The organism is Acinetobacter sp. IK23, assembly GCF_035615275.1.
In the GTDB taxonomy this organism is placed as follows: Bacteria; Pseudomonadota; Gammaproteobacteria; order Pseudomonadales; family Moraxellaceae; genus Acinetobacter; species Acinetobacter seifertii.
Map to the genome: position 1 here is coordinate 24,133 of NZ_JANBNX010000031.1, position 17,926 is coordinate 42,058.

14 protein-coding genes and 1 pseudogene are annotated in these 17,926 nt (G+C 39.6%); 13 read left to right on the plus strand and 2 right to left on the minus strand.

The genetic code is table 11. The annotated features are described in order from the left end of the window. The first annotated feature begins 19 nt into the window (after positions 1-19). From MSG95_RS16420 to MSG95_RS16480, 13 genes and pseudogenes are all read left to right on the plus strand, one after another. Positions 20-1,129, plus strand: a complete 1,110-nt coding sequence (locus MSG95_RS16420; RefSeq protein WP_324624899.1) for an amidase — start codon at positions 20-22, stop codon at positions 1,127-1,129. 36 nt (positions 1,130-1,165) lie between these two features. Next, positions 1,166-2,314, plus strand: coding sequence for an acyl-CoA dehydrogenase family protein (locus MSG95_RS16425; protein WP_324624900.1), 1,149 nt, complete (start codon positions 1,166-1,168; stop codon positions 2,312-2,314). Between the two features lie 25 nt (positions 2,315-2,339). After that, positions 2,340-2,699, plus strand: a complete 360-nt coding sequence (locus tag MSG95_RS16430) for a hypothetical protein (RefSeq protein WP_000387554.1) — start codon at positions 2,340-2,342, stop codon at positions 2,697-2,699. A 10-nt stretch (positions 2,700-2,709) separates the two neighbouring features. Then, the gene (locus MSG95_RS16435) at positions 2,710-3,237 is read left to right on the plus strand and encodes a nuclear transport factor 2 family protein (RefSeq protein WP_151819565.1); all 528 of its coding nucleotides are present in this window, start codon (positions 2,710-2,712) and stop codon (positions 3,235-3,237) included. A 29-nt stretch (positions 3,238-3,266) separates the two neighbouring features. Beyond that, a complete protein-coding gene (locus MSG95_RS16440) occupies positions 3,267-4,544 on the plus strand; it encodes an aromatic ring-hydroxylating oxygenase subunit alpha (RefSeq protein ID WP_151819564.1) in 1,278 nt (425 codons plus the stop codon). A 10-nt stretch (positions 4,545-4,554) separates the two neighbouring features. Beyond that, positions 4,555-5,040, plus strand: coding sequence for an aromatic-ring-hydroxylating dioxygenase subunit beta (locus MSG95_RS16445; protein ID WP_001056940.1), 486 nt, complete (start codon positions 4,555-4,557; stop codon positions 5,038-5,040). A 10-nt stretch (positions 5,041-5,050) separates the two neighbouring features. Continuing rightward, on the plus strand, positions 5,051-5,788 hold the full coding sequence (locus MSG95_RS16450) for an SDR family NAD(P)-dependent oxidoreductase (protein ID WP_151819563.1): 738 nt from the start codon (positions 5,051-5,053) through the stop codon (positions 5,786-5,788). Positions 5,789-5,822: 34 nt separating this feature from the next. Further along, entirely contained in the window at positions 5,823-6,776 is a 954-nt protein-coding gene (locus tag MSG95_RS16455; RefSeq protein ID WP_151819562.1) for a PDR/VanB family oxidoreductase, read from the plus strand. Between the two features lie 45 nt (positions 6,777-6,821). Further along, on the plus strand, positions 6,822-7,778 hold the full coding sequence (locus tag MSG95_RS16460) for a p-hydroxyphenylacetate 3-hydroxylase reductase component (RefSeq protein WP_151819561.1): 957 nt from the start codon (positions 6,822-6,824) through the stop codon (positions 7,776-7,778). A 198-nt stretch (positions 7,779-7,976) separates the two neighbouring features. Further along, complete coding sequence (gene feaR / locus MSG95_RS16465) at positions 7,977-8,891, plus strand: transcriptional regulator FeaR (RefSeq protein WP_151819560.1); 915 nt, start codon at positions 7,977-7,979, stop codon at positions 8,889-8,891. Positions 8,892-9,099: 208 nt separating this feature from the next. Next, positions 9,100-11,415 (plus strand): annotated as a pseudogene (gene tynA / locus MSG95_RS16470) (primary-amine oxidase). A gap of 144 nt (positions 11,416-11,559) precedes the next feature. Further along, entirely contained in the window at positions 11,560-12,777 is a 1,218-nt protein-coding gene (locus MSG95_RS16475; protein WP_151819578.1) for a hypothetical protein, read from the plus strand. Between the two features lie 33 nt (positions 12,778-12,810). After that, positions 12,811-14,298: an NAD-dependent phenylacetaldehyde dehydrogenase gene (locus MSG95_RS16480; RefSeq protein ID WP_151819559.1), complete on the plus strand. Its 1,488-nt coding sequence runs from the start codon at positions 12,811-12,813 to the stop codon at positions 14,296-14,298. A gap of 70 nt (positions 14,299-14,368) precedes the next feature. Here MSG95_RS16480 and MSG95_RS16485 read toward each other — a convergent pair whose 3' ends face one another. Both MSG95_RS16485 and pcaD read right to left on the minus strand, forming a co-directional pair. Then, positions 14,369-16,831, minus strand: coding sequence for a penicillin acylase family protein (locus MSG95_RS16485; RefSeq protein ID WP_151819558.1), 2,463 nt, complete (start codon positions 16,829-16,831; stop codon positions 14,369-14,371). A 259-nt stretch (positions 16,832-17,090) separates the two neighbouring features. Then, on the minus strand, positions 17,091-17,870 hold the full coding sequence (pcaD, locus tag MSG95_RS16490) for a 3-oxoadipate enol-lactonase (RefSeq protein ID WP_151819557.1): 780 nt from the start codon (positions 17,868-17,870) through the stop codon (positions 17,091-17,093). Positions 17,871-17,926: the final 56 nt, after the last annotated feature.

Genomic DNA, 17,926 nt, shown 5'->3' on the forward strand with positions numbered 1-17,926 from the left:
AAAATACATGGAAAAGTGAATGAATATTATTAGCCAAAGCGTGTACAAAGGAAGTGGCAAGCTCAAGGTGATGGTCAAGGACACAATTGATATTCAAGGTCTAAAAACCATTGCTGGTAGTCGAGCTTTATTAAATGTTGAACCTGCTCAAGATGATGCTGAGGTGGTTAAAAACATTTTAAAAGCTGACTGTGAAATTATTGCCAAAACAAATTTGCACGAATTGGCTTTTGGTATTACAGGTATTAACCATGCTTTTGGTACACCCATCAACCCTAAATATCCTGAACTTATTCCAGGTGGTTCTTCGAGTGGTTCGGCTGCGGCAGTTGCAGCAAAACAAGCTGACTTTACTTTAGGTACCGACACGGGCGGCTCTATCCGTATGCCCGCTGCGTGCTGCGGAGTTTTTGGATTAAAGCCAACTTTTGGCCGTGTGAGCAGAAAAGGTGTATATCCGCCGTCAAGTTCTTTGGATTGCGTTGGTCCTTTTGCAAATTCAGTCGAGATGATTGAAAAGGCCATGCAAATTATTGATCCAACTTTTAAACCTACTGAATTTACTCGTACACCAAAAATTGCGGTTTTAGATGTAAGCGCAGATGAGATTATTTGGAACTGTATCCATCAAGCACTTCAAAAAGCCAATTTAAAGACTACTTTAGAAAAAGTTGAACATTTTGAAGCTGCTTATGACGCAGGCATGCAGATTATTAATTATGAAAATTGGCAAGCTTTTGGTGAATTAACCCAAACTGGCTTAATTGGTTCTGATGTAAATGGTCGTTTATTAAAAGCTGCAGCAACAACTTTAGAGCAAGTAAAACAATCAGAAGTTGTGAGAGCGCAGTTGACACAAGAACTCGATGCTTTATTAGAAAAATATGATGCATTGGTTCTACCGACACTTCCGCAAATTCCACCAAAAGTTTCTGAAGCTGAAAACACAGTCGCTTTTTTGAATCTTACAGCTTTAGTTCGACCATTTAATTTATCAGGTCATCCCGTTATTTCAGTGCCACTTGAAACCAGTGAAGGTTTACCAGTGGGCTTACAGATCGTATCAAAGCATCAAAAAGATGAGCAATTATGCGCAATAGCTAAATTTTGTGTTGATGCAATGCAATAAATTACAAGGAGTTAGATGATGAATAAGTTGTCTAAAATGGAGTTTGCTTCTCAAGACAAAGCAGTTGACTTAGATGCTTTGTGCCAAGAAATTCGTGAGCGTGCCTGTACTGGTGAATTTGATAATCAGGCCTATGTGAGCCAAGACGTTATCGAAAAGCTTAAGCAAATCGGTGTTTACCGTGCTTTGGTTCCGAAACGTTTTGGCGGTGATGAATGTTCACCAAGACAGTTTTGCGAATTGATTGAAACTTTATCTAAAGCTGATGGTTCAGTCGGTTGGGTGGCAAGTTTCGGTATGAGCCCTGCGTATTTGGGAAGTTTGCCAGAAGATACACTGAAAGAATTGTACCAAAACGGGCCAGATGTGGTGTTTGCCGGAGGTATTTTCCCGCCACAACCTGCTGAAATTACTGATGAAGGTGTCGTAGTTCGTGGACGTTGGAAATTCTCAAGTGGCTGTATGGGAGCTGACATTGTTGGTGTAGGAATTTCACCGCTTAAAAATAATGAAATGCAAGGCTTACCTCGCATGGCAGTGATGCCTGCAAAAAAAGCTAAAATCGAAATGACTTGGGACACCGTTGGCCTAAAAGGTACGGGAAGCCATGATTTGGTGGTCGAAGATGTATTGGTCGAAAAGAAATGGACCTTTGTACGTGGTGAACCTTCAAAACTAAGCGAGCCATTTTTTAAATATCCGTCACTTTCTTTAGCGACTCAAGTATTAACCGTGGTGGGTATTGGTGTTGCAGCTGCGGCATTAGAAGAATTTGAGAAATTGGCACCGGGTAAAGCATCCATTACTGGCGGGTCAGAAATTGCAAATCGTCCAGTGACTCAATACGAGTTTGCTCAGGCAGATGCAGAGTTTCAGGCTGCAAAATCTTGGTTTTATCAAACCATGGATATTGTCTGGAATGAAATTATTGCTGGGCATGAAGCAACTGCTGAACAAATTAGCGATATGCGTCTGGCATGTACCCATGCAGCGCGAGTTTGCGCCAAAGTAACCCGAAAAATGCAAATGCTTGCGGGCATGACAGCGATTTATACCAACAATCCATTTAGCCGTTTTGTGAATGACACCAACGTGGTGACTCAGCATGCCTTTATGGGTGATGCAACTTTACAAAATGCAGGCTCAATCAGTTTCGGGTTAAAACCAACCCCAGGTTATTTATAAGTTTAATTTTTAAAAGGATATTGAGATGGAAGCTAAAAAATCATTACGCGTTTTGTTCTGCATGGGTATTAACCAAAACTTTTTTGATGCAGAACCTGCTGAAGCAAAAGCAGTTTGGGCAGCGTTTGGTGAAATGTGGAATGGCATTCATGACTTACCGGGCGTGCATGTTTTTGGAAATCTTGATGATGACCAAAGCATGGTTGGCCCAAGTGCAGGTTGGCCTTGGACAACTTATTTGCTTGCTGATGTTCCGGATATTGAAACCGTACATGCCGCTTGTAACTTGTTTAGAACGACCGTGGTGGGCGAAGGGCCATACAAACTTTGGAAATATTGCAAAGTTGAAGCTCGTGTTGGGCGTGAATTGATTATCCAACGTTAAGGCGACTGTAATGACTGACAAAGTGAATATGGCAGAAATCATAGAGCGGCTAGAACAGTTAGAAGCGCACAATGCTATCCGTAATTGCCTGAACCGTTATATGGAAATCTGCGACGAGCTTAATGCAAATACAGACCTTGATGAGCTAATGAATCTTTTTGATCAGGACTGTATTTGGGAAGGTATTGGCGAGAAATATGCCAAATCCTTTGGCCGTTATGATTCTTGGCAGTCGATTTACGACATGTTTAAAAGCTATACCCAAAAAGAATCTCACTTTGTTATGAATGCACACTTTGTAAATTCAGAACAAATTTATGTAAATCAAAATGATGCAAATGCTTCTTGGCTCATGTTGCAAACTTCAACCTTTAAAGATGGCCGTAGTCATCTGAATGCAGCAAAGCTCAATGTGAAGTTTCAAAAGCAAGCAGATGGAACATGGAAAATTAAACATTTCCAAACACAGAATATTTTCAGTCGTCCGGTATCGCATTGGCACAGTGAAGCTGAATTGCCTGTACCTTCCCAGGAATGACCTAGGACATATTTAAAAGGACTATTGATATGAACAGTATTATCCCAACGCATAACATTGGCATTGATTACGATGCTTTGGTTCAAAGTGACCGTGCCCATACTTCTCTTTATAAAGATGAACGCATTTTTGATGAAGAGATGGAAAAAATCTTTTATAGCACTTGGGTGTGGGTTGCGCATGCCAGCGAAATTCCGGAAGGCGGATGCTATAAAACCATTAATATCGGTAAACAGCCTGTGGTTGTGGTACGTGACCGTAAAAAGAAAGTCCATGTACTTTTAAACCGTTGTCGTCACCGTGCAGCAACCGTATGTGAACATAAAAAAGGAAAAACCAATAGTTTTGTATGTCCGTACCACGGTTGGAGTTATGCACTTGACGGTAGTTTACGTGGTGTGCCATCTCCGGAAAGCTACGGCGATTGTTTAGATAAGTCAGAATTACCGTTGGTGAGTCTACGGGTAGAAGAATATAACGGCATGATCTTCGCTTCATTTAAAGAAGACATTCAACCGCTTGAAGAGTTCCTTGGACCAGCAAAAAAATGGATTGACCTATTTATGAAACAAGGTGCGGGTTATCCAATTAAAGTGTTGGGTGAACACCGTTTCCGTTTTCCGGGTAACTGGAAAATCCAGCTTGAAAATACCACCGATGCATATCACTTCCCGTTGGTACATAAGTCATTCTTAAGTTCTGTCGATGAAAAAACAGAAGAACTCTTTAACTTCGAAAACCAACCGGGCTTTGTTGAAGACTTAGGTAATGGTCACAGTGTTATGGTGATGATTCCTGAACTGGTTGATCTAGACGAAGAGCTTATGGAGCGACCAATTCAAGAGCGCTTTGAAGACTTGGCTCAAGCTTTGCGCGACGAAGGCCATGAAGAGTTAGAAGTACGCCGTATTGTTCGAGCAGTTGGTGGTTCTGGCTTTAACTTAAATTTATTCCCGAATATTGCATGTTCGATGGCGTTCTTCCGAGTGTTACAGCCAATTTCAGTTGCTGAAACAGAAATTCATCACTCGGTAATTACGATGGATGGCGGTCCACAAATTGCCAACCAATATCGCTTACGTTTGCATGAACATTTCCAAGGTCCATTTGGTTTCGGTACACCAGATGACTCAGAAGCTTGGGAACGCGTACAACATGGTGCCAATGCCGGTAATGATTTATGGATCATGCTCAACCGTGGTTTACCGGGTGAAGTCAAAACTGAAGATGGCTTAAAAAGTGATGTCAGTGCTGAAACAGGTATGCGTGCAGCATACCAGCAGTGGAAAAAGATGATGACGGCTTAAGGAGAGAGCAATGAATATGAATCTGCAATTATTAAATGAAGTCACTGCTTTCATCTGGGCTGAGGCAGATATGTTAGATCACAGTGAATACCGTGAATGGCTCAATTTATGGAATGAAAAAGGTGTCTATATCATTCCAATTGACCCAAACCTAACGGACTACGAAAACAACTTAAATTATGCCTATGACGATAATCATATGCGTACTTTACGTGTACAGCGTCTTGAAAATGGTGAAGCAATTTCTACAGCGCCTAAAGCAAATACTGTGCGTAGCATTTCTCGTGTACGAGTGATTCAAGACCAAGATGATGAAATCGTTTTACGTTGTGCTCAAAACTTACGTGAATTCCGTAAAGAAAACCTCAAGCATTACACAGCAGATATTACCTACCATCTAACTCGTGATGCGGATACAGGTTTTAAGATTAACCGTAAAATCATTAACTTGGTTAACTCAACCGATACCTTAGCTGGTATTAGCTACATTCTTTAGGAGCGGTAACATGAAACAAGTTGTTTTAGTGACAGGTGCTGCTTCTGGACTCGGTAATGTGATTGCTGAATATTTTGCGAGCCAAGGCCATCAAGTGATTTTGTCAGCGAGTACGCTTGAAAAAGCCGAAAACGCCAAGGCACAAAGTCAATATGCACAAAATATGTTTCCCTTGAAATTAGATATTTCAGTTGAGGCAGATTTTCATGCTGCCGTGCAATGGATTGAAGATAAATTTTCTAAACTTGATGTGTTGATTAACAATGCCACCGTCACCAAAGCAACGCCAGTATTAGAAATTACTGCAGCCGATTTTGATTGGATCACGCAAGTTAACCAACGTGGCACCTTTCAAGCTTGCCAAATTATTGGTCAATATATGGCTAAAAAAGGCTATGGACGCATCATTAATATGGCGTCTTTAGCGGGACAAAATGGCGGTACGGCAACGGGTGCACACTATGCGGCAACCAAAGGTGCGATTGTGACGTTAACCAAAATTTTTGCCAAAGAGTTTGCGGCAAAAGGGGTAACGGTTAATGCGGTTGCACCGGGACCGATGGAGTCTCCAATCGTTCATAGTGTGGTGTCTGACGAAAAAATGGAACAGTTTATCCAAAATATTCCAGTTAAAGCTTTAGGAAATATGCATTTTATTGCTGAAACTTGTGGGTTGCTCGCGAGTCCAAATGCGGGGTTTGTGACTGGTGCAACATGGGATATTAACGGTGGTTTATTCATGCGTTAAGCCAATCGCTTAACCATGAAAAGGGAGTTAAATCATGACTACACTTTATGATGTTGTCGTTAAAAATCGCCATGTGGAAGGTGGAAATATTGCAGTCATGGAATTTGAATCTGCAACTTCTGCAATATTACCAAAAGTTGAAGCGGGTGCGCATATTGATGTGCACTTACCAAATGGTATGGTGCGCCAATATTCACTTTGCCAAAATCCAAATGACGAAGGAAAGTTCCGCCTTGGAATTTTACGTGACCCTGAATCACGTGGTGGTTCAGTCTCAGCTTTTGATGAAATTAAAGATGGCATGCAAATTCAGGTCAGTGAGCCGAAAAATTTATTTCCACTTTTAAAAGCCAAACACAGTGTATTGATTGGCGGTGGAATTGGAATTACGCCGTTAATCACGATGGCCTATCAACTTGCATACGAAGGCGAATCATTTGAGCTTCACTACTGTGGGGCTAGTCCTGAACACTGTGCTTTTGTTGATGAAATTAAAAATGGTGAGTTAGCAAAATATACAACCTTCCATTTTAAATCCGAAGGTGCAAGCCACCGAGCATTTTTTGAATCTGCCATTAAAGATATTGACTCGGAAAGCCATATTTATACGTGTGGTCCAGTCGGTTTCATGGACTGGGTGATTAACCTTGCCACGACTCACAATTTTCCTGAGCAGCAAATCCACAAAGAATATTTCCAAGTTGAAACTGATACTTCTGGAGATTCATTTGAGGTAGTGGCTGAGCGTAGCGGAAAAATCATTATGGTTGAAGCTGGCGAAACCATTCTGCAGGCTTTAGCTAAAGAAGGCATCGACATTGAAATGTCTTGCGAGCAAGGCGTATGTGGAACCTGTATGTGCGATGTGATTGAAGGTGAACCTGATCATCGAGATGTTTATTTTACTGACGAAGAAAAAGCCAGCAATGAACAAATATTGGTGTGCTGTTCACGATCTAAAACACCGAGACTAGTTTTAGATATCTAATGATCTCGCGATTTATATGGATGTAAGAGAAGGTTTAGGAGAAAGATGATGAATGTATTACAACAAATAGATGAGTTTACGGTCGATCCACTACAGTTCCGACGAGCATTAGGAAATTTTGCAACAGGCGTTACCATTGTTACTGCACAAAATGCACAAGGTGAGAAAGTCGGTGTAACCGCAAATAGTTTTAACTCGGTGTCACTCGACCCACCACTTATTTTGTGGAGTATTGATAAAAAGTCTTCAAGTTTTTCGGTGTTTCAACAAGCCACACATTTTGCCGTCAATATTTTATCAGGCACGCAAATTGAGCTGTCTAATAAGTTCTCGAGACGTAATATTGATAAATTTGCAGACACAAACTTTCAACTAGGTGCAGGACGCGCACCCATTTTAGAAAATTGTTCTGCGGTATTTGAGTGCGAACGCTATCAAGTGATTGAAGGTGGTGACCACTGGATTATTGTTGGCAAAGTGGTTCGTTTCCATGACCAAGGCCGAAGCCCACTGGTCTACCATCAAGGCGCATATTCTTGTGTCATGCCGCATCCAAGCCTTCAAGTTAAGCAAACTGAACAGAACGGCGTAGACCAAACACATTATGGGCACTTATATAATAATGTTTGCTATTTGATGAGTCGTGCTTTTAAAGCTTATCAAACCGACTATATTCCTAAGCAAATGGCTTCTGGTTTTCGTACCAGTGAATCACGTCTTTTACTCGTTTTGGCCAGTGGTACTGCTTCAAGTAAGGAAGATTTACCGCGTGATATTGCTATGCCAATGCAGGAAGTTGAACGGTCGACTGAAATTCTAAAATTTGAAGGATTATTGGTTGATCACGATAATTTGTACGCACTGACTGAGAAAGGTAAACAAACGGCGCAGTATTTATTTGATATTGCCGATAGCCACCAAAATGAAGTGTTTAAAAAATATTCTGATGAACAAAAGGATATTTTTATTACCATGCTGCGAGATTTTGCAGGAGTAGCATAAGTCCCATTAAGCTGATAAATTGAATTGATTTATCAGCTTCTTCATATCTAGCTGACTATCATCAAAACAATTCCAAGGATAAGGAATTTTTGGCACACAATTTGTTTATCAATAAAACAAGATTGTAAATAAGCCAAGACAGTGCACCACCACAAACGCAAAATTTTGAGCGGTTGCACATGCATAGAGAGGTAAGGGATGAACCAATATGTAAGCGATGCATTACTCACATGGACGCACCATATTAAAAGTGTGTGCGGCAATTTTGAAACCGATTTTGACGGAACCCGTAATTTATTCATTGGTGAAGTTCAGTGCTTTTTATTGGGTGATACCGAAATTGCTTTTATCAAAAACAATGCCAATAAGATTGTCCGAAAATCCGATGAAATCGATCGAGTGAATAATCGTTTTTGTTTTTTGATTTTGCAGTATTCGGGAAAAATGCTGCTCGAATATAAAAATGAAACCTTAAGCCTAAATGAAGGCGATATTGTTTTAGTAGATCCGGTTGAAACAATTTCGATGTATCCGCAAGGTTTGGTAAGTCAGATTTCAGTACACCTCTCGCGTGAAAAATTACTTAAAGAAAATATTAGTACCGAATATTTTGGAAAACTGATTACGCAAAATATGAGTGGTTTTTTACTCAAGAATATTTTGAAAAATATGTCTGCTGAAAACATCAAACTTTGGTACGCAACTGAAGATGGTAATGCTTTTGAAGATGCATTGATTGCCTTAATCAAACCGACAATTAATTATAAAAATATTAATAGCTCTAACAACCTGATGGAAAAAGCTGAGCGTTATATTATAGAAAACTTAGCAAAACCAGATTTAACACCTAAATTAATTGCAGAGCATATTGGGGTGTCGCTACGTCATCTCTATCGGCTGTTTCTGCAAGAAAATTTATCTATTAACAAGTATATACAGCTCAAACGCCTAGAAAAAGTCAAAGCAGATTTGCTTGATAAAAAGAACAAACAAAGCTCAATTACCCAAGTTGCCTTGAAGTGGGGTTTTTGGGATGGCGCTCATTTTTCAAAAATCTTTAAAAAGACTTATGGTATTTCTCCTAAAGAATTTAGAGAGGGTATGTCGGTTTAATTCTTTCATCTCTCAATGTCATTTTTAGACAAGTTCGACGTCATTCTTGAACAAGCTAGCCCTATGTAACTGTGTTGAAATTAAATTCATTAGAGCAGGTTAGATAAGCTTAATAACCATAAAACTATTAAGTTGGTCTAATGAATTTCACTCACAGGAAGTGCATTTTAATTATCTGATTCAGATAGTTCAGGGATAGATGAAAAGGATGAAACCAATGCGTAAACAACGATTATTGAATGATATACAAAAAATACTGGCACTTAACTTATCAATCGCTGCAAGCTTTTGGGGAATTAATACTCAAGCGTTTGCGCATGGTGGACATGCCGAAATGGTCTCACTTTATCAAAACATGAGTGAGCAAGGCGCTAAAGTTGTCAAAGACGATTTTACCAATACTTATATGATCACCAAAGGTTCTATGGTAGTTCGGGCCAAACCCAATTCAGATCAGGTTTTGGTGAATGGCAAACCTTTCAAGCTCAGTGTCCCGTTATTAATTAAAGAGGGTAAACCTGTTATTGGAAAAGATTTTTTTAATGAAGTATTCCAGTCTGGTTTAGATCAAACTTTTAAAATTGAAAATACGTTTCACCCGCTCAATAGCCTAAATTCTGACGAAATTAAAAAGACCTTTGATGTGATTAATCGCTCGAAATACGCCTATAAAAATATGCGTTTTGCCGAGTTAAAGCTTAAAGAACCGGAAAAAGCCAAAGTCTGGGATTACTTCATTAATCACAAAGAATTTAAAGAAGATCGTATTGCCTCATTTATTTTGTTAAAGGGGAGTCAAGCGATTGAAGGTGAAGTTAACCTTAACACTCAACAAGTCACCAAATGGAATGTACTTAAAGACACTCATGGAATGGTGCTGCTCGATAATTTTGAAGCCGTACAGCGTGTAATTGAGACAAGTAAAGAATATCAGGAAGCGTTACGCAAACGCGGCATTACCGATGTGAAGAAAGTGATTGCTACACCGCTGACGGTTGGATATTTTGGCGGTAAAGATGGACTTGATAAACAACTCAATATATTAAAAGTTGTCGCTTACCTCGATGTAGGAGATGGTAACTACTGGGCACATCCTATTGAGAACCTAGTTGCTGTAGTTGATTTAGATAAAGAAAAAATTATCAAGATTGAAGAAGGTGCGATCATTCCTGTGCCAATGGCAAATCGACCTTATATGTCGAATAAGCCCGTAGCAAGTAAGCTAAAACCACTCAATATTACTGAACCTGAGGGTAAGAACTTTAGCATTACTGGCCAAACCATACATTGGGGGAATTGGTGTTTGCATGTGGCCTTAGACTCTCGTGTTGGCTTGCAGCTTTCAACAGTGACCTATAAAGATAAAGGCGTTAAGCGTAAAGTCATGTATGAAGGCAACTTGGGTGGAATGGTGGTTCCATATGGCGATCCTGATATTGGTTGGTACTTCAAATCTTATTTGGACTCTGGCGAATATGGTATGGGAACACTTACCTCGTCTATTCTTCCTGGAACAGATGCACCTGACAACGCTGTTTTACTTGATGCCGTAATTGCAGACTATAAAGGCCAGCCACAAGTAATTCCAAATGCCATTGCTGTATTTGAACGTTATGCTGGACCTGAATATAAACATCATGAAATTTTTGGTAATCAGGATGCGAGTGAAGCTCGCCGTGAACTTGTGGTGCGCTGGATTAGTACGGTTGGAAACTACGATTACATGTTTGACTGGGTATTTGCCCAAAATGGTGTAATTGGGATTAATGCGGGTGCAACGGGTATTGAAGCTGTTAAAGGTGTTAAATCACGCACCATGCATGACAGTACCGCCAAAGAAGACACCAAATATGGAACTTTAATTGACCATAATATTGTGGGTACAACCCATCAGCACATCTATAACTTCCGCTTAGATATGGATGTCGATGGTGAAAATAACAGCTTTATGCATATGGACCCTGTGGTGAAAACCAATGACAAAGGTGGTGTTCGTACAAGCTCAATGCAAATTGATAGTAAAGTCATTACGAATGAGCAAAATGCGGCTGAAAAATTTGATCCATCCACTATTCGCTTACTCACGAATTTCAACAAGGAAAATAAATTAGGCAATCCGGTTTCTTACTAACTCATTCCGTTTGCAGGTGGGACACACCCTGTGGCAAAAGGAGCCAATTTCTCTAAAGATGAATGGTTATTTAAACGTTTGAACTTTATGGATAAGCAAATTTGGGTGACTCAGTACAATCCAGATGAACGCTATCCAGAAGGGAAATATTCAAACCGTTCAACTCATGACACAGGATTAGGACAATTCATTGGCAACAATGAAAATATTGAAAATAAAGACCTTGTAGTGTGGATGACAACAGGAACAACCCATGTGGCACGTGCTGAAGAATGGCCAATTATGCCGACAGAATGGGTTTATACCCTAATCAAACCTTGGAACTTCTTTGACAGTACCCCAACTTTAAACTTGGGTGAAGACGAGCAAAACACACAGCACGACCATCACTAAACGGGTGCATGATCTAGAGTGGGTAACGAATCGGTTACCCACACTTGAGCACGGTTAGACCGTTCGCAAAAAAGGAATTTCTCAATGAAAAATTTATTTTCTCAGGTTGTGAGAGGGGCTCTCTTTGTCTCATTTTTTTCAACTGTGCATGCTGGTGAAATTGAAATTAAACCGACTTTTGAAGCAACTTTGGGGGCTTTTAGTAGCGGTAAAAGCTATAACGGTGAAAACCTAGAGGATGAAAGAATCAATTGGCAAGAAGGTCATCTTAAATATGGTGCTAAAGGCCAATACACCTTTAAAAACAATCAGCTCTATGCAAGCTTGAGCGGTATTAGCTCGGCAACATTTGGTGATGGCGACGCAGGCCAAAATAGTAATGGCAAAGAACGTAAAACAGATGTGAATGAATGGATCATTGGTTTTAAAGACGGCACCAATAAAGATGAGTTAAGGACCTATGATTTAAGTATAGGTCGACAAAATATTATGATTGGTGATGGGTTCTTCATTGCGGGTGATGCATTAAATCTCGGTAAAGTTCCTGCGGACGGCACATTAGATCGGGGCGGGGCATATTATCTAGCAGCTCGTCGAAGCTTTGATTTTACAAGTTTGCTTCAATACAAACCGCAAGAGAATACAACGTTAAAGCTGGCTTATTTAAAGTCAGACAATAAAGCACAATTTTCACCTGAACTCTTTGTGACTGATCTGATGTATCAGCTTAAAGATAAGGGTGTTGGGTTTACCTATTTAAACGTATTAGACCTTGAAGATGCTGAACAGGTTTCAGGGCGCGAAGATCTTAAAAATTATGCTTTACGTTTGAATTATCAACCCTTACCAGAGCTGCAAGTTAAAACTGAGTTTGTGGTTCAAGATAAAAAAGATAGCCACGAAAATGCTGGCTACTTAGCGCTGAACTATAACTTTTTATCTTCAAAATATACGCCCTCATTAGGCTACCGTTTTAGTCATTTTTCAGACCAATACGACCCTATGTTTTATGGAAATACAGTCGGCTTTGGTACATGGTTTCAGGGCGAAGTTGCTGGAAACTATGCTGGTCCATTTAATAAAAATGCAGATATTCATCAAGTCTCTTACACGATGAATTTGAAAGAAAATTTTATGTTGGGTGCTTTGGCCTACAAGTTCAAAACGGTAAATAAGTCTTTAACCAATGTGGATGGACATGAGCTGGATGTCTTTTCAGTCTGGTCGGTCAATAAAAAATTCAATGTTATTCCTTTAATGGGACTCTATAAACCAAAACACGATATCCATAGTGGCGGTACTCAAAACTACGATGACAAGACCAATGTATATGCGCAGTTGATTCTGCAATACATCTATTAATAGATCCTTTTAAATGAATTGAGAGAAATAAAAATGAGTGAAGTTCAGATTTTACAAAATGTGCAGCAATTTATGGCACGTCAACATGGACATTTTATTGATGGAAAATTAGTTGCTGCCGAGCTTTTAGATAAAGTGGATATTGTAAATCCATCGACTGAACAGGTTGTTGCTCAAATTAGTATTGGTAGTCAACAAGATGTCGAAAGCGCGGTCAAAAGTGCTGAACATGCTTTTCAAAATGCTTGGGCTGAAACTACGCCGTATGAACGTGGCGTTAAACTGAACAAGCTAGCAGATTTAATTGAGCAACATGGTGAAGAGCTTGCACAGCTCGAGACGTTGTCTACAGGAAAACTTATCAATATTTCACGACATCTTGAAGTCGCACAATCTGTTATTTTCTTGAGATATTTTGCTGGTTGGGCAACTAAAATTAATGGTCAAACCATGCAACCCTCTATTCCTTCTATGCAAGGTGAAAAATATACGGCCTTTACTTTAAGACAACCGATTGGTGTGGTTGCAGGGATTGTGCCTTGGAACTTTTCACTGATGATTGGTGTTTGGAAAATCGGTTCAGCTTTAACAACTGGCTGTACCATTGTGCTTAAACCAAGTGAGTTTGCCAGCTTATCTTTATTGCGTTTAGCTGAACTTGCCATTGATGCAGGTATTCCGGCTGGTGTGATTAATGTGGTTACAGGTAAGGGGGAGACGGGACAATATTTAATTGAGTCACCACTCGTTAAGAAAGTCTCGTTTACAGGTTCAGTACCAACAGGTATTGCGATTGGTAAACTTGCGATGAGCAGTGATTTAACCCGTGTAAGTCTGGAGTTAGGCGGTAAAAATGCCATAGCGGTTTTGGCAGATGCAAATATTGATAAGATTTTACCGACTTTGTTGCAAGCAACTTTTGTACATCAAGGCCAAGTTTGTGCATCCCCAGAGCGTTTTTTTGTCCACCGTACAAAACATGATGAACTGGTTGATAAACTCTCTAAAGCACTCTCTAGTTTCAAAATTGGATCGGCTATGGACGAGGGAAATATGTTTGGTCCACTCTCTAATCAGCCACACTTTCATAAAGTGAAACATTATTTAGATATGGCTAAAGCCAACAACCAGATTATTGCTGGTGGTGCGGCTCTAGATCAGACAGGGTATTTTGTACAACCGACTTTAATTTCCTTCAAAAATACGGATGATCCTTTATTTTCAGAGGAAACTTTTGGTCCAGTAGTCGGGGTAATGCCATTTGAAACTGATGAAGAACTTATTCAGCTTATGAATCAGTCGCGCTTTGGTTTAACTGCAAGTATCTGGACAAATGACTTATCTAAAGCTTTGCGTTTAATTCCTAAGATTGAAGCAGGGATCTTGTGGGTCAATATGCATACGTTCTTAGATCCATCTGTTCCATTTGGCGGGGTAAAAGCTTCAGGAATTGGTAGAGAGTTTTCAGATGCATTTATCGAAGATTACACCGAATTAAAATCAGTCATGATTCGGTATTAAGCCAATAAGGAGGTTTGTCATTTTATCAATAACAAACCTCTGCTTTTAACATAAAAATTGGGCTAAAAATTTAGTAGTTTAAAGTGATGCTTTGTTGAGTTGATTGATCGATTTCTTTTTGACTCACCGCATCATTTTTACATTTATAACTTTCAAATAAAGGGAGCTGATCTGCAAAGTGGGCATCCGGTTTTCCATTTTGATTGATAAAGCCACTTTGTCCTGGAGCTAAAATCGAACACATCGTGACTTGATTTGGATTTAACACCACTCTAAAAGTAGCACTTCCCGTATTTCCATAGGTGCTAAGCTGTTGTTCATGCGATGGATCAGCCCAAGGAATGCCTACCGAATTTTTGCTGGAAAAGCCCATGGTTGCCACTGGAATTTTCCAGTCATTCGGATCGCTAGAGTGATATTGATTTGAAAGTTCAGTCAGCGCATTTTCTAAAGCTTTTAATACGACTTCATCTGCTGTTTGTCCTTTTAAGAAATCAACATTCTGAGGAACGCTTGCCTGTTTTCCTTGTAGGGCATTCCAGATTAATTTTGATGCACTCGCTGGCTGGGCACTACGTGGATCATTATTTACCGGATAAAGTGTATCGGTATAACGCTTATAAATATTTTCTGAAAGGTTTGGTTTGAGTACTAGTTCAATCATTTGATTAAGCCATACACGTGTAATTGCTGGTGCTGCACCTTGATAATATTTGGCTTCACTATCAGGGCGTAATTTAATATCCCAATTGGCAAGTAAGGGAGCGACTTTTTTAGCTAACGGTGTTGCCTTAGGACTTTGTGCAGCTTGAATCATATAAGGAATAAAATAACGCGCATTTAAATCAGACCATGCAGCCGTTTTATTAATTTCCCAAATTTCTTGCTGACTCAGTTTTGCTTTACTTTCTAAAGGTTCAATTAGTTCATTGACCCGATCTACATAAGAAAAGTTTGACGAATCTGAGCGTAAACCTGCATAGGCTTTGTTATTCCAGCTTGTGGCATAACCTTTTTGTGGATTGTATTCTTTAGGATTGTGTGAGAAGTCATAAAAACCTTGCCACTCCATTGAACCATCACCTTTAGCTGGAAGCTGAATATGCTGGTTTTCAGGGCGAATAGGTAAACGACCTAAAGCAGCCACACCGATATTATTTTTAGTATCGGCATAGAACCAAGTAATAGAGGCTGCGACACGTTTGGCTTGAGCAAGAAACTCATCCCAATTTGAGGCTTTCGCTGCATTTGCCCATCCTAATAAGGTTTCAATTTCTACACCTTCCCAGCTACGTTTTTGTGCATACGCCGTATGGTTATTTTCATCCCATGTACTTACAAAGCCTTGTTTACTCTTATAAACATCTAAAACATGGTCGGCCTGATTCTTAACTTTTATTTTTACTTGCTTGTGTTCAAATGGAATATATATCCCTTTATATAAATATTCTTTTGAATTACTTGGATTTAGGGTGAGTTGATAAACATCGTTAGTATCGAGTGAACCTACCGTCGAACCCCATGCGATTTTGCCATTAGTTCCAAATAAAATCGCAGGTAAGCCAACAGGAGTTATACCTGTCAAATTATAGCCAGCTCCATGTAAACCAATACTGTAAGTAATTGCTGGTGTATACCATCCTTGCTGTGGGCCATTATATAAAACTGCTTGGCCTTCAATGGTCTTATCACCTTTTAAGACCCATGCATTACTGGCGGTAGGTACGCCGTCTACCACACTTTTTCCTAAAGCAGTGCGAGCTTGAGCTAAATAGGTTTTGGCTGCTTTATTTGAAATAGGGCTAATGTCTTTAAGTATTTGCTGTTGACGCGCTATAAGCTGTGGTTTTTGTGCAGATTGAATAATAGTTGGAGCACTTGGGTCGTTTAGCCAACGTAATTGTTGATAGACTTTAAGACCTTCTTCTTGGCCTTTTTCTTTTTGCAGTTGCGTAAGCAAATCTAAATTTGATACTTCAGAATTTGCTGAAAAGAACCGATTTAAAATTAAGCCCACCCAAACCATAGCAATGTCTTCTGGTTGCCATGTTGATGGTTTAAAACCATGATCTGTGAACTCTTTAGGCATAAGAGCTGGATCTGCTAAAACCTCTTTAACACGCTTATTAAAACCTGCGGCATAACCTTCAAAAATTGCTCGGTTTTCTGGTGAGAGCACGGTGAGTTGTTGCTTAATATTTTCTGGGTCAAAACGGCTATGTGTTGCAATATCATATTGAAGATACTCGGGGCCGAGTACCTCAGCAACTGTACCTTGTCCTGTACGTTTCGACATTTCCATCTGGAATAATCGATCGGTCGCTACCGAATATCCATAGCCGTAAAAAAGTCCATAGGTATCATTTGCATATACGTGTGGTGTACCGAATTTATCGCGCTTAATTGTGATCTGCTTTTTTGTCAGCGTTGAGTCTAAACTTGATAAAGAATTACAACCCACTAAAAGTACACCTAAAAGTAACGTTCCATATTTAACTAAAGAGCTTTTAGGTGGAAATCGTGAGTTCAGCATAAGTATGTTCAATTTAGATATCCTTACTTTAATTATGATGTAGAAGTGAGCGATTAAGAATTAACTTAGATTTACCCGACTGATAAAGAAAGTCCTGTTCATGAAATTTAAATACTGTTATTTATCCATGTAATTTTCTACTATATTTAAGGTATATATTTATACCTTATTGAACAAGTTATTTAGATTTCTATTTTTAGTGAATAAAAAGGCTAATCATGGCCTTTTTTTTAATAAATGAGTTTTATAGAAAATCAAATTAGTTCACTAAAAAATCTTTTAGGATTTTATTGAAAGCTTCGGGCTGCTCTACATTGGAAATATGAGAGGCATCTATCTCTGCAAGTTGTGATTGTGGAATGTGTTGTTGCATAAATTGACCATCTGCAACAGTCGTTACAGGGTCTTGAGTTCCAGCAATCACCAATACAGAAATTTTAATATCTTTTAACTGGTCACGGACATCCGCTTTAGCCAAAGCCTCACAACAATTGGCATAACCCATTGCGCTGCCAGCACTTAAGTCGTTACACAGGTTGTTGACAATTGAAGCATGGCTTTGGATAAAGGGATCTGTAAACCATCGCGAGGCTGCTGTAGCTGCGATCGGTTGTAAACCTTGCTCACGTACTAATTTTGCACGGTCAAACCATGCCTGTTCTTGCCCAATTTTAGCGGCAGTATTTGCAACAATGACATGACTAAAACGGTCAGGGTGGTGAATTGCCAGCCATTGACCTGTTAAACCACCCATAGAAATTCCACAAAAAGCAGCTTTGCTAATATTCAGATGATCCAGTAAACGGACAACATCTTCACCTAATTGCTCTACAGTGTATGGACCGTCAGGTGTAGAGGATGAACCGTGACCACGAGTGTCATAGCAGATCACAAAAAATTGATCTTTTAACTCATTAAACTGTTTTTGCCACATACCATAATTGGTGCCCAAAGAATTGGAAAACATCAGAGCAGGGGAAGATGGCTCGCCAAAAGTTTGATAGTTAATTTGTGCATCGGCAGATTGAAAAGATGGCATTTGTTTCTCCTTAAAGTGCTTCAACACGTTCAATAATCAAAGCAATACCTTGGCCC